Source organism: Rhodococcus aetherivorans (genome assembly GCF_011058165.1).
In the GTDB taxonomy this organism is placed as follows: domain Bacteria; phylum Actinomycetota; class Actinomycetes; order Mycobacteriales; family Mycobacteriaceae; genus Rhodococcus; species Rhodococcus aetherivorans.
Genome location: NZ_JAALEG010000017.1, coordinates 51,877 through 64,316 on the forward strand (window position 1 = coordinate 51,877; position 12,440 = coordinate 64,316).

Consider the following 12,440-nt stretch of genomic DNA (forward strand, 5'->3'; position numbering starts at 1 on the left):
AGTGGTGCACCTTCGCACGTTCGCGGTGCTCGGAGTCGTCGGCGTGACGGCGACGGCGACGGCACTCGTCGTCGGTTCCGTGGCCGGAGCCCAGGGCTCCACGTCCGTCGACGGCCCGCCCCGCCCCGTCGGTAACGGATCGGCGCACACGTACGTCACCGTCGGACCCGACGACACCCCCACCGCGATCGGCGTCCGCCTCGATGCCGCCGCTCTCGAAGGCCTCACGAGCGGTCTGCTGCCCACCACCGAGGCCTACGTGCTCGACGTTCCCGACGGGGCGCCCGCGACGGTCGTCGACCATGTCACGCTGGACTGGAACTCTCACGGCCACAATCCGGAACACGGGTTCGACCAGCCGCACTTCGATGTGCACTTCTACCTCGTCGACACCGCGACGGTGGAGTCGATCAACCCGCTCGTCCCCGGGTATCTCGAGCGGGCGGCGAAGCTGCCGGACCCGAAGTACCTCCCGGAAGGCTACGCGCCGTCGGACCCCCAGCCGATTCTCGGCACCGTCCCCAACATGGGACTGCACTGGCTCGACACCGCCGAGCCGCACGGGCACTTCACCGAGACGGTCCTGCAGGGCTCGTGGGACGGCCGGCACGTCTTCATCGAGCCGATGATGACCCGGGACTGGCTGGCGTCCCGGCCCGACCTGCACGAGGAACTGCGGCAGCCGAGCGCGTATCAGCAGTCCGGCTACTACCCCACCACCTACTCGGTGACGTGGGACGACGCAGCCGGGCAGTACGTCGTCGAACTCGGTGGGCTCACGATGCGCGAGGCGTCGTGAGCCCACCGCAGGTTCCCTAGCGCACCGTCCGGGCCGGGCCGATGCTCATCCGGCCCGACGTGATGACGATGCCGTGGTGGGCCCCCGGCAGCAGCCACCGTCCCAGTGTCGGGCCCTGCGCCTCGACGCGGACGCGGGCGTAGCGGAACCGTCCCCTCAGCCGTGCCGTGGCGCGGGCCTGGCTGCCGTCCGGTTCGGGCTGTGCGAACGCCAGTCCCCCGACGATCGGCAGTTCCGGACCGCGCGGGGTCGCGTCGGTGTCCACCTTCCATGTGTCGCCCGTGGCGGAGAACCGGCCGATGACGTCGCCGGTGAACGAGGCGAGCACCTTGGGCAGATGCCAGTGCTCGCGCCCGCCGTGCACGGACGCCTCGGAGTCCACGGCGATGAACGGCACGGCCATCGCCGGGATCAGTCCCGGGCGCAGGACGGGACTTGCGAGCACCTCGCGGTAGGGGCCGACGGGCGATTCGAGGTAGTCCACCACCATCGCGAGGGTGAACGGCAGGGTCCGGCCGCCGGGGCCGAACTGGGCCGCCCCGGGCGCGCTGCGGTGCCACCACAGGGCCGCGCGCGCCTGCGCCGACCACGGCGGCGGCGCGGACGTCGGCCAGTCGGTACGTTCGTCGGTGCTCTCAGGCACGCTCCACAACACGGGCGGCCTCCTCTCGTCGGACGGGATGGATCGGCAGGCGCAGCGCCGCGGGAGCCGACTCCGGCACGCTGGGCCGCACCGGCCGCACCGGAGTGACCGGCACGTAACCGGATCCGAGCGTCGGGCGTGGATCGGCGTCACCCTTGTTGGGCCACAACGCCATCGCCCGCTCGGACTGCGCCGTGATGGTGAGCGACGGGTTCACGCCCAGGTTGGCGCTGACCACGGATCCGTCCACGACATGCAGGCCCTCGTGGCCGTAGGCGCGCAGGTAGGGATCGACGACACCGGACTCGGGCGAGTCCCCGATCACGCAGCCGCCGAGGAAGTGCGCGGTCATGGGAATGTTGACCAGGTCCGCAACCGATCCGCCCGCGTCGCCGTCGATCTTGCCGGCGACCCGCCGGATGGCCTCGTGACCCACCGGAATCCACTCCGGCGGTGGCGCGCCGGGCCCGCGACGGCTCGTGAGCCGGCGTCCGAACGGCCCGCGCGTGCTCGCCAGTTCGAGGGAGTTGTCGTCGGTCTGCATGACCAGCGCGATCACGGTCCGCTCGGACCAGTGCCGCACCGACAGGGTGCGCAGGAACGCGGCGGGGTTGCGGGCCGCCACCGCGAGGAACTTCACCAGCCGCGGTGTCCGGCCCCCACCGTCGACCAGGAGGGCCTGCAACAGCCCGATGGCGTTGCTGCCCTTGCCGTACCGCACCGGTTCGATGTGGGTGTGGTCGTCCGGGTGGAAGGAGGCGGTGATCGCGATGCCGCGGGAGTAGTCCACGGTGCGGTCCTGCGCCGTCGCGGCGAGCACCGCTTCGGAGTTGGTGCGCACCACCGTGCCCAGTCGCGGCGACAACCTCGGCAGGGCACCGGTCTCGCGCATCGCGAGCAGCAGCCGCGACGTGCCGTAGGTGCCGGCGGCAAACACCACCTGGTCGGCGGTGAACACTGTGTGGCGCTTGCGGATCCGGTTCGTGCTGCGGGCACGGACCTCGTATCCCCCCTCGGCGCGCGGACGGATCTCGGTGACGGTGGTGAGCGGATGGATCGTCGCCCCGGCCTGCTCGGCAAGGTACAGATAGTTCTTGACGAGGGTGTTCTTCGCGCCCACCCGGCAACCCGTCATGCAGCCGCCGCACTCGGTGCAGCCGGTGCGCTCGGGCCCGGCGCCCCCGAAGAACGGGTCCGGCACCGTCTTCCCCGGTTCGCCGAAGAACACGCCGACCGGCGTGGTGGTGAACGTCTCGCCGACCCCCATCTCCTCGGCCACCGAGCGCATCACCTCGTCGGCGGGGGTCGTCAGCGGATTCGGGCGCACGCCGAGCATCCGCGCCGCCTGCTCGTAGTACGGTCCGAGCTCGGCCTGCCAGTCGGTGATGTGCCCCCACTGCGGGTCCTGGAAGAACCGGGCCGGCGGCCGGTAGAGGGTGTTGGCATAGTTGAGCGATCCCCCGCCGACGCCGGCACCCGCCATGACCAGGACGTCGGGCAGCAGGTGGATGCGCTGCACGCCGTAACAGCCCAGGGCCGGGGCCCACAGGTACTTGCGCAGTCGCCAGCTGGTCTTCGGCAGTTCGTCGTCGGCGAAGCGGCGGCCGGCCTCGAGAACGCCGACGCGGTAGCCCTTCTCGGTCGCGCGCAGCGCGGCGACGCTGCCGCCGAAGCCGGACCCGACGACCAGAACGTCGTAATGGGTCATGCCGCAATCCTTTCGGCAGCGGGACGGGTCACATAGTTCTCGGGATCGAAGCGCTTGGTCCGGGCGCGGTACCGCCAGGTGAACGTCGGCCACATCACCGAGTTGCGCCCCTTGCGGTCGAGGTACCAGCTGTGGCAGCCGCCCGCGTTCCACACCGTGCCGGCGAGGGCGGGGTCGAGTTCGGCGTTGTAGTCGCGCTGCGCGCCGGCGGTCACCTCGACGGTGGCCAGTTCCCGGGACCGCATGGTGCGCAGGGCGTCCGCGATGTAGGCGGCCTGCGATTCGAGCATGTACACGATCGAGCTGTGGCCGAGGTTGGTGTTCGGCCCGTACATCAGGAAAAGGTTGGGGAAGCCGTGGACCGAGACGCCCAGGTAGGCGCTGGGGCTGCCGTTCCAGACCTCGGCCAGGGTGCGGCCGTCGTGTCCCCGGATGTGCCGGGCCACAGGCGGTTCGGTGACGGTGAAGCCGGTGCCGAAGATGACGGCGTCGACCTCGTGCTCGTTGCCCGCCTCGTCGACGACACCCTTCTCGGTGACCGCGGTCAGCCCGGAGGAAACCACGGTGACGTCGGGCCGGGTGATCGCCGGGAACCAGTCGTTGGACAGCAGGATCCGCTTGCACATGATCCGGAACCCCGGGGTGAGCTTCGTCCGCAGCTCCGGATCCGGGACCTGCTTGTCGAGGACCGACAGCGCTCGGCGCTCGAACAACGGCACGAGCCACCGGCGCGCGAACGGCCGTGTCATCCCGACGACGTACGTTTCCTTCTGCCCGTAGACGGCCCCGCGAACGACCTTCTGCGCGAGCGGGAAACGCCGGTAGAGGGCGCGCACCGGACGCGCAATGGTGTGATCGTGCTTGGGCATGACCCACGAGGCGGTGCGCTGGAACAGCGTCAGGTGCCCGACGGTGTCGACGATGGCGGGGACGAACTGTATCGCGGAGGCGCCGGTGCCGATCACGGCGACGCGCTTGCCGCGCAGGTCGTAGCCGTGGTCCCACTCTGCCGAGTGGAACATCTTGCCGCGGAACATCTCCAGGCCCGGCACCTTCGGGAGGGTCGGGGTGGACAGCGCACCGGTCGCCGAGACCAGCACGTCGGCGGTGAGGTCGCCCCGCGACGTCGACACGATCCAGCGGGTGTTCTCGTCGTCCCACTGCGCGTCGCGCAGTTCGCACCCGAACATCGTCCGGTCGGTGACGCCCTGTTCCGTCGCGACCCGACGCAGGTAGGCGTAGATCTCCTCCTGGGTGCCGTGGGCCTTCGACCAGTCCGGTTCGGGCGCGAAGGAGAACGAGTACAGCGCGCTCGGCACGTCGCAGGCCGCGCCCGGGTAGGTGTTCACCCGCCAGGTGCCGCCGACGTCGTCGCCCCGCTCGATCACGAGGACGTCGGCGCGCGGGTGCTCACGCAGCAGCGTGGCCGCCATGCCGATGCCCCCGAAGCCGGCCCCCACGACGAGCGTGTGGACGTGCGGCGGGAGGGTCACGATGCTCACTTCATCACCAGTTCCTTCCAGACCGGGAGCAGCCGCTCCCGGATCTCACGATCCGATTCGGGGGTACGCATCAGGGCGGCGACGGCGAGGCCGCGGGCCAGCTCGATGCTCAGGTCGATTCCGTCGGGGCCCATCCGGTCCCCCATGATCTCGAGGCAGCCGACCCGCAGCGCGTCGGAGACCTTGCGCTCGAGGGGGATCACCGCCTCGTGCAGGGTGGGATCGGTCCGGGCGGCCACCCACAGCTCGAGCGCGGCGTGGAACAACGGTCCGCGGAACGCGTCGGTGAGGACGTCGAGGCCACGCTCGGGGTCCGGGCTGGCCTCGAGGATCTCCGTGAGGCGCTTGTCGACGAGGTGCTCGACCGCGGCGACGACGAGCGATTCCTTGGTCGGGAAGTGATGCAGCTGCGCACCCCGGGATACCCCGGCCCGTTTGGCGATGACCTGGGTGGTGGTGCGCGCGTAGCCGAGTTCGACGAGCGAGTCGACGGCCGCGTCGAGGAGTTTCGCCCGGGTCACGGCGGTGCGCTCGGCCTGCGTGCGCCCCGTGCCCGTGGATGTGGTTCGAGTCACAAGAACGGACGGTAACAGCAAAACAACAAACAGTCCAGACTGCTTGCAAGTTTTTAGCCGAGACACATATCCCCAGCTGAGGGCACCGCCCACCCGGAAAGCAGATGGAATTCAACCGTTGACTATTTCAATCATTATTGGTCTACTGTGATCTGCGCGACAAACCACGAGGTCGCAGAAGGAGGACCGCCGTCTCCATGAGTGCCGTGTCGCTCGAACGCACCATCTACGAACCCGACCACGCCGCGTTCCGCGAAACCGCGCGACGCTTCGCCGAGCGCGAGGTCGCCCCCCACCTCGAGCAGTGGGCCGCGGCGGGCCGCGTCGATCGCGAGCTGTACCGGCAGGCCGGCAAGCTCGGCCTGCTCGGTGTCGCCGTGCCGGAACGGTTCGGCGGCGGGGGCATCGACGATTTCCGGTTCGGCGCCGTGCTCATCGAGGAACTCGCCCGCGTCGGCGCCCAGGCCGTCACCATGGGCTTGTCGGGATTCAACGACCTGGTCGCCCCGTACTTCACGGCCCTCGGCACCGAGGAGCAGAACCATCGCTGGCTCGCCCCCATGGTCGCCGGTGAGGCGATCGGCGCGATCGCCATGACCGAACCCGGCGCCGGCAGCGACCTCGCCGCCGTCGCCACCACCGCGATTCCCGACGGCGACCACTTCGTGCTGAACGGCAGCAAGATCTTCATCTCCAACGGCCTGCTCGCCGACACGATCATCGTCGTCGCGAAGACCGATCCCGCCGCCGGGAAGAACGGGGTGAGCCTGCTCGTCGTCGAGGACGGCATGCCCGGGTTCACGAAGAACGGCCCGCTCGACAAGGTGGGCCTGTCCGCACAGGACACCGCCGAGCTGGTGTTCGACGACGTCCGCGTGCCCCGCGCCAACCTGCTCGGCGAGGAGAACCGGGGCTTCGGCTATCTGCGGCACAACCTGCCGCAGGAGCGGCTCAGCATCGCGGTGACCTCCATGGCCCTGATGACCCGCACGTTCGAGACGGCGCTGCGCTACGCCACCGACCGCACAGCGTTCGGGCAGCGCATCGCCGACTTCCAGGCCAACCGCTTCTACCTCGCCGAACTGGCCACCGAAATCGAGATCGCGCAGGTGTTCGTGGACCGTTGCATCCTCGACGCCGCCCACGGCCGGCTCGACGAGGTGACGGCGGCGATGGCCAAGTGGTGGGTCACCGAACTGCATCTGAAGGTGGTGCACCGGGCCGTGCAGCTGCACGGCGGCTACGGGTTCATGAAGGAGTACGACGTCGCCCGCGACTATCTGGACTCCCGGGCCGGGACCCTCTACGGCGGCACCACGGAAATCATGAAGGAGATCGTCGGTCGCCGGCTCACCCGGACGTAGTCGCTTCGGCCACAGACCATCCCGCATCCCAAGGCATCGAGGAGATCCCGTGCTCAATCAAGGTACCGGAACCTGGCCGCACCGACGCGCCCGGCAGGCCCCCGACGCGGTCGCGCTCGACTTCCGCGGCACCACCGTCACCTACCGCGAACTCGACGAGCGGGTCACCCGGCTCGCCCACGCCCTGCGCGCCCGGGGTATCGGCCCCGGAGACCGGGTCGCGCTGCTGTCCGCGAACCACCCCGCCTACCTCGAGGTGCTGTTCGCCGCCGGCCTGCTCGGGGCCGTGTTCGTGCCGCTCAACGCCCGGCTGACCACCCCCGAGGTGGAGTACTGCCTGGCCGACTCCGGCAGCGCCGTGCTGATCCATTCCGCCGCCCTCGCGGACGTCGCCGACGCGGCCGCCACCGCGGCCGGCACCGCCCGGCGCGTGGTCCTCGACGGGGCACCCGACGACCGGGCCGTCGGCTACGAGGAGATCATCGCGACCGCCCCCGCCGACCGTCTCGACGTCCCGGTCACGCACGACGACCCGTGCTTCATCATGTACACCTCCGGCACCACCGGCCGGCCCAAGGGCGTCGTCCTCACCCACGGCAACGTGGTGTTCGCGGTGATGAATCCGATCGTCGATCTCGACTTCCTCTCCGACGAGGTGGCCCTGGTCGCCGCACCGCTCTTCCATACCGCCGCCTTGAACTTCGTCGCCCTGCCGACCCTGCTCAAGGGCGGCACCGTGATCGTCGAGGAGGGCTTCGAGCCCGGCCGCATCCTGCACCTGATCGAAACCAAGAGGGTCACGTACTCGTTCGGGGTGCCCACGATGCTCGACGCGATGAGCACCCACCCGAACTGGAACCGCACCGACCTGAGCTCGATCCGTCGCTGGATCGTCGCGGCCGCACCGGTACCGCCACGGACCCTGCAGACCTACACCGCCCGTGGCGTCCGCCTCTGCCAGGGATACGGATTGACCGAGACCGGCCCGGGCGCGCTGATCCTCACGCCCAAGGACGCCGAGCGCAAGCTCGGCACCGCGGGCGCCCCGCACTTCTTCACCGACGTGCGCGTCGTCGACCCGGACGGCACCGAGGTCGCCCCCGGCGACCGCGGCGAGATCCAGATCTCCGGCCCGAACGTGATGCGGCGGTACTGGAATCGCCCCGACGCCACCGCCGAAGCCTTCACCGGCGACGGCTGGTTCCGATCCGGCGACGTGGGGGTTCCCGACGAGGACGGCTTCGTCACGATCGTCGACCGGCTCAAGGACATGATCATCTCGGGTGGCGAGAACATCTACCCCGCCGAGGTGGAGGCCGCCATCCTCGACCTGCCCGGCGTCCTCGGCTGCGCCGTCTTCGGTGTGCCCGACGAGAAGTGGGGTGAGGTGGGCCGGGCCGCCGTCACCCTCGCCGACGGCGCCACCCTCACCGAGGACGAGCTGTTCGCCTTCCTCGGCGAGCGCCTCGCCAGGTACAAGATCCCCAAATCCCTTCTCGTTCTCGACGAGATCCCCCGCAACGCCACCGGAAAGATCCGCAAGGACAAGTTGCGCGAGCAGTACGCCCACTGACCCGACCGCCACGGCAGGAGCTCCCATGACCGTCACCGCATCCGCGGACATCACTGCGGCCCAGAGAAAGAAGGAAGTTCGACGCGTCGTGCTGTCGAGCTATCTGGGCAGCACCATCGAGTTCTACGACTTTCTGCTCTACGCGACCGCGGCAGCGATCGTCTTCGCACCCGTGTTCTTCTCGGACCTGTCCCCGCTCGCCGGGACCATCGCGTCGATGGGCACGTTCGCCGCGGGCTACCTGGCCCGTCCTTTCGGCGGCGTCGTCTTCGGGCACTTCGGCGACAGGTACGGCCGCAAGTCGATGCTGCTGATCTCCATGACGGTCATGGGCGTCGCGTCGTTCCTCATCGGCCTCGTCCCGCCGGCGTCGGCGATCGGATCCTGGGCCGCAATCATTCTCGTGCTGCTGCGCGTGTGCCAGGGCATCGCCGTGGGCGGTGAGTGGGGCGGCGCGGCGCTCATGTCCCTCGAGCACGTCGGCGGGCGGGGGCGCGGCTTCGCCGCCTCGTTCACCAACGCCGGCGCACCCACCGGTTCCCTGCTCGGCACCCTCGCCCTGGCGCTGGTGGCGCTGCTGCCCGAGGACGACTTCCTGTCGTGGGGCTGGCGCATCCCGTTCCTGCTGTCCGCGGTGATGCTGGCCGTCGGCCTGTTCGTCCGGGCCCGGGTGTCCGAGAGCCCGCTGTTCCGGGAGGCGATGGCCAAGCAGGCCGAGGTGGACGCCACCGCGGTCGACAGGCGGACCCCGCCGATCCTGAGCGTCCTGCGCCGTCCGCGGAACCTGCTGCTCGTCGCCCTGGGGTGCATGGCCAGCTTCGGCATCCAGACCATGTTCACCACGTTCGCCATCGGGTACGCGTCCCATTCCGGGGTGACCCGATCGCAGGCGCTCCTGGCGTTCGCCGTCTGCCAGTTCGTCGCGATCTTCACCCTGCTCGGATTCGCCCGCCTCTCCGACCGCGTCGGCCGACGACCGGTGATGCTCTTCGGTCTCGGCGCGTTCGTCGTGCTGATCGTGCCGATCCTGGCACTGCTGTCGTCCGGCAACGTCGCCCTGGTGACGCTCGGGTTCGTGCTCGGCTTCGGCGTCTGCCAGTCCGCGACCTACGGTCCGATGGCGGCGTACATCGCCGAGCAGTTCGGCACCGCGGCCCGGTACACCGGCGCCTCGCTCGGCTACCAGGGCGCGACACTGCTCGGCGCGGGCTTCACGCCGGTGATCCTCGCGTCGCTGCAGGCGGCCGCCGGCGGCGGCACCGGCCTGGTCGCGGCGTTCATGATCGGGCTGGCAGTCCTGAGCGCGGTGTTCATCCTCCTGGCGAAGGAGAGCAAGGACCGCGACCTGAGCACGTACGAGCACTGAATCCTCGAACCGTGAAGGGCGCGCAGGGACTTCCCTGCGCGCCCTTCGTCGTTCAGCGCCGCAGTCGTTCAGCGCCGCAGTCGTTCAGCGCCGCATCGGCACGTGATCGATCCCGGCCTCGAGGTGGTTCGGACCGATGCGGTCGAGCGTCGCGGAACGGATGGTCGGCACTGAGCCCATCGCAGGGTCGCCGGCGTATTCGGATGCGCCCCGCCGGCGCCGCGACCACAATCGTCGGGACGGAACCGACGAAGGAGACACAGCCGATGGTGCAGCCACGTTCCCGGAACTTCGCGCAGGTCGACGTGTTCGCCGCCGAGCCGTACCGGGGAAACCCGGTCGCGGTCGTCCTCGACGGCGACGGCATCCCCGACGAGGCGATGGCGCAGTTCGCGGCGTGGACGAACCTGTCCGAGACCACGTTCGTTCTTCCCCCGACGACCCCCGAGGCCGACTACCGGCTGCGCATCTTCACCCCCGGCGCGGAGATCCCGTTCGCCGGCCATCCCACGCTCGGCTCGGCGCACGCGTGGCTCGAGGCCGGCGGCGTGCCGAAAACCCCGGGCCTTCTCGTCCAGGAATGCGGAGCCGGACTCGTCGAACTGCGCCACACCGACGAGTCGGCAGCGTTCCGCGCCCCCGAGCTGGTCCGTCGCGGCGACCTCGACGAGGACCACCTGGCCCGCATCGCCCGTGGCCTCGGGATCGCGCGCGAGCGGATCGTGGCCCACAACTGGGTCGACAACGGGCCCGGCTGGGCTGCGGTCCTGCTCGAGTCCGCGCAGGACGTGCTCGACCTCGAACCCGACGACCAGCACATGCGCGACCTGATGCTCGGTGTCGTCGGCCCCTACCCGCCGGGATCGCCGCAGCAGTTCGAGGTCCGCGCCTTCGCCGCGCCCGTCGGCGTCAAGGAGGACCCGGTGACGGGAAGCCTCAACGCCGGCCTGGCCCAGTGGCTGATCGGCGCCGGCATCGCGCCGGCCGACTACCGAGCGAGCCAGGGGACGCGCGTCGGCCGCCGCGGCATCGTGACCGTGCACTCGTCGGGCGACGAGGTGTGGATCGGCGGACACAGCACGACGTGCATCCGCGGGACCGTGCACCTGTAGGAGCCGGTCGTGAGCGGGGTCCGCCCCTCCGAATCCGGGGGTGGGCGACTACGCCGACAGCGCCCGGGCCAGATCGGCCGGAACCGGCATCGGGGTCGTCAGGCCGGCGGCGACCCGTCCGGTGTTGCCTTCGGGATACCGGCCGGTCATCGAACCGGGAGCAGCGACGACGATCCGCACGACCTGCCCGAGGGCCTCGCGGCGGTCACGGCAGCGCAGCGCCAGGGCGAGCATCGCGACGTGATTGCAGGTGTGCAACCACGGATCCGGCTGGGACAGGATGTGCGCCCGTTCGAGGTGGCGCCACCGTTGCTGCGGGTCGCCGGCAGTTTTCGACGCGGCCATCTCCCGTCGGTAGAGGTCCCGGGCGACGGTACCGATGCGCGGCATGACCGATCCTTTCGGTGAACGTTGTCGAACGCGAGCTGTCAGCAGCATTCCTCGGTCTCGGCCGCCGAGCAAGAACGGGCCGCCACGGGTCGATCGTTCACACACGTCCGTGGCCGGAATTCCCGCTCCCCCTCTGCGCAACGAGTAATCCGAGGACGGTCAGGACTGTAGTGACCGCAGCGCGGGTGCGGCCCACGTGGTCGTCTTCGTCGCGCTCTCGCAGCGACGGCCCTCGTCCTCACCCTTCTCGCCGTGACGAAGGACGGCCGGCGTCCCCGTCGCCGCAGGCGCCACTAGGATCGGCGATCAGGTGCCGATCACAGCAGTCGAGGACAAGTGATGGAAACTCTCGCACGCTACGTGGAACTGTTCGTGCCGATGCTCTGGCTCGGGATGGTGCTCGCCATCTCCTTCCTCGAAGCACCCCTGAAGTTCCGGGCGCCGGGAATCACCATCCCCCTCGGACTCGGTATCGGTCGCCTGGTGTTCCGGGCACTCAACACGGTGGAGGGGGTCCTCGCCCTCGTGCTGATCACGGCGTGCCTGGTCTCGTCGCCCGGCACGACCGGATGGATCCTGCTCCTCGTGACGGTGGCCGTGCTGGCGGTCCAGGTGGCGGTGATCCGCCCGCCGCTGACGCGCCGCTCGAACCGCATCCTCGCGGGGGAGGACGCACCCCGCTCGAAGGTGCACTACGCCTATGTGGCGCTCGAGATCGTCAAGGTCGCACTGCTGATCGCGCTGGCGATCGTGCTGGCGCGCACGTTCGTCTGACGCCGCCCCGGCGCACCGGGCTCCCTGGTCCGCCCGAACAGCGCGCGTCCTCGGCGCGGTGCACCCTCGCCCGGTGGGCGGGGCCGGCCCCTCGTCGTCACCTCGGGTCGTGTCGGCTCACCCGGCGGGCCGCTCCTCGGTCGGCGACGTCGTGGCGCCACCCGGGGTCTCGGAGGGCTCCGCCGACTTGCGGGTCTCGTCGGCCACCGGCCGTCCGGCACCCCCGGTGCTCGCCTCTCCCCTGTCGTCCGGCGCGGGACGGACATCCCCGCGCTCCGTCCGCCCCTCGTAGGGCGGGACGGCCGCGTCCGCATCCCCGACCGTCGTGGTGTGCCCGGGTCGGTGCGACCCCGCGTCGCCGGGGTCGACGGAGATCATCTCGTCGTCCTCGAACGCGCCGGCGGGGCGGTCCGCGGGCCCTCCTCCGGGGCCGGTGGAGCCCATGTCGCGCGAGCCGGGGGCACCCCGCTCCGACTGCGGCTCCTCTTGCCTTCCGGTTCCGTCGTTCATCGCTTCTCCTCGGGGATTCGAGCATTCCGACGAATGGACCCCCTCACTCCATCCGAGCACGCGGCGCCGCGTTTGTCGACAGTCGATCTCGCCGGGGAGACGGCAGGACGCCCCACTGCGGACC

At 70.3% G+C, this 12,440-nt stretch carries 12 protein-coding genes; 6 read left to right on the forward strand and 6 right to left on the reverse strand.

Annotation, left to right across the window (positions count from 1 at the left end; all coding sequences use genetic code 11):
• The first annotated feature begins 1 nt into the window (after position 1).
• Positions 2-799, forward strand: coding sequence for a DUF5602 domain-containing protein (locus tag G6039_RS09865; RefSeq protein ID WP_006945634.1), 798 nt, complete (start codon positions 2-4; stop codon positions 797-799).
• A gap of 16 nt (positions 800-815) precedes the next feature.
• Here the strand turns inward: G6039_RS09865 and G6039_RS09870 are convergent, their stop codons facing one another.
• Genes G6039_RS09870 through G6039_RS09885 form a run of 4 tightly spaced genes read right to left on the reverse strand, consistent with a single transcriptional unit; the run spans position 816 to position 5,227 of the window.
• Positions 816-1,442, reverse strand: a complete 627-nt coding sequence (locus G6039_RS09870) for an acetoacetate decarboxylase family protein (protein WP_029547198.1) — start codon at positions 1,440-1,442, stop codon at positions 816-818.
• Positions 1,435-3,150 (reverse strand): FAD-dependent oxidoreductase, encoded by a 1,716-nt coding sequence (locus G6039_RS09875; RefSeq protein ID WP_043801118.1) that lies wholly within the window; start codon positions 3,148-3,150, stop codon positions 1,435-1,437. Before G6039_RS09875 ends, G6039_RS09870 begins: the two co-directional genes overlap by 8 nt.
• Positions 3,147-4,652: a flavin-containing monooxygenase gene (locus tag G6039_RS09880; RefSeq protein ID WP_043801115.1), complete on the reverse strand. Its 1,506-nt coding sequence runs from the start codon at positions 4,650-4,652 to the stop codon at positions 3,147-3,149. Before G6039_RS09880 ends, G6039_RS09875 begins: the two co-directional genes overlap by 4 nt.
• Complete coding sequence (locus tag G6039_RS09885; RefSeq protein WP_006945640.1) at positions 4,649-5,227, reverse strand: TetR/AcrR family transcriptional regulator; 579 nt, start codon at positions 5,225-5,227, stop codon at positions 4,649-4,651. The genes G6039_RS09880 and G6039_RS09885 overlap by 4 nt, the downstream gene beginning before the upstream one ends.
• Before the next feature lie 197 nt (positions 5,228-5,424).
• On the opposite strand from G6039_RS09885, the gene G6039_RS09890 reads away from it, so the two are divergent.
• The 4 genes from G6039_RS09890 to G6039_RS09905 all read left to right on the forward strand — a co-directional run bounded on the left by G6039_RS09890 (position 5,425) and on the right by G6039_RS09905 (position 10,642).
• Entirely contained in the window at positions 5,425-6,591 is a 1,167-nt protein-coding gene (locus G6039_RS09890; protein ID WP_029547195.1) for an acyl-CoA dehydrogenase family protein, read from the forward strand.
• Between the two features lie 49 nt (positions 6,592-6,640).
• Positions 6,641-8,164, forward strand: coding sequence for an acyl-CoA synthetase (locus G6039_RS09895; RefSeq protein ID WP_006945643.1), 1,524 nt, complete (start codon positions 6,641-6,643; stop codon positions 8,162-8,164).
• Positions 8,165-8,189: 25 nt separating this feature from the next.
• A complete protein-coding gene (locus G6039_RS09900) occupies positions 8,190-9,530 on the forward strand; it encodes an MFS transporter (protein WP_043801113.1) in 1,341 nt (446 codons plus the stop codon).
• 266 nt (positions 9,531-9,796) lie between these two features.
• On the forward strand, positions 9,797-10,642 hold the full coding sequence (locus G6039_RS09905) for a PhzF family phenazine biosynthesis protein (RefSeq protein ID WP_006945646.1): 846 nt from the start codon (positions 9,797-9,799) through the stop codon (positions 10,640-10,642).
• A 48-nt stretch (positions 10,643-10,690) separates the two neighbouring features.
• Here the strand turns inward: G6039_RS09905 and G6039_RS09910 are convergent, their stop codons facing one another.
• The gene (locus G6039_RS09910; protein WP_006945647.1) at positions 10,691-11,032 is read right to left on the reverse strand and encodes a DUF3703 domain-containing protein; all 342 of its coding nucleotides are present in this window, start codon (positions 11,030-11,032) and stop codon (positions 10,691-10,693) included.
• A gap of 339 nt (positions 11,033-11,371) precedes the next feature.
• Here G6039_RS09910 and G6039_RS09915 point away from each other — a divergent pair, with 339 nt between their 5' ends.
• On the forward strand, positions 11,372-11,806 hold the full coding sequence (locus G6039_RS09915) for a hypothetical protein (protein WP_006945649.1): 435 nt from the start codon (positions 11,372-11,374) through the stop codon (positions 11,804-11,806).
• A gap of 117 nt (positions 11,807-11,923) precedes the next feature.
• On the opposite strand, the gene G6039_RS09920 is transcribed toward G6039_RS09915, so the two are convergent.
• Positions 11,924-12,316 (reverse strand): hypothetical protein, encoded by a 393-nt coding sequence (locus tag G6039_RS09920; RefSeq protein WP_006945650.1) that lies wholly within the window; start codon positions 12,314-12,316, stop codon positions 11,924-11,926.
• Between the last annotated feature and the right edge of the window lie 124 nt (positions 12,317-12,440).

Coding starts and splice junctions, on each gene's coding strand:
- G6039_RS09875 (WP_043801118.1), bottom strand. CDS start 3,150: ATGACCCATTACGACGTTCTGGTCGTCGGGTCCGGCTTCGGCGGCAGC.
- G6039_RS09890 (WP_029547195.1), top strand. CDS start 5,425: ATGAGTGCCGTGTCGCTCGAACGCACCATCTACGAACCCGACCACGCC.
- G6039_RS09900 (WP_043801113.1), top strand. CDS start 8,190: ATGACCGTCACCGCATCCGCGGACATCACTGCGGCCCAGAGAAAGAAG.
- G6039_RS09905 (WP_006945646.1), top strand. CDS start 9,797: ATGGTGCAGCCACGTTCCCGGAACTTCGCGCAGGTCGACGTGTTCGCC.
- G6039_RS09910 (WP_006945647.1), bottom strand. CDS start 11,032: ATGCCGCGCATCGGTACCGTCGCCCGGGACCTCTACCGACGGGAGATG.
- G6039_RS09915 (WP_006945649.1), top strand. CDS start 11,372: ATGGAAACTCTCGCACGCTACGTGGAACTGTTCGTGCCGATGCTCTGG.
- G6039_RS09920 (WP_006945650.1), bottom strand. CDS start 12,316: ATGAACGACGGAACCGGAAGGCAAGAGGAGCCGCAGTCGGAGCGGGGT.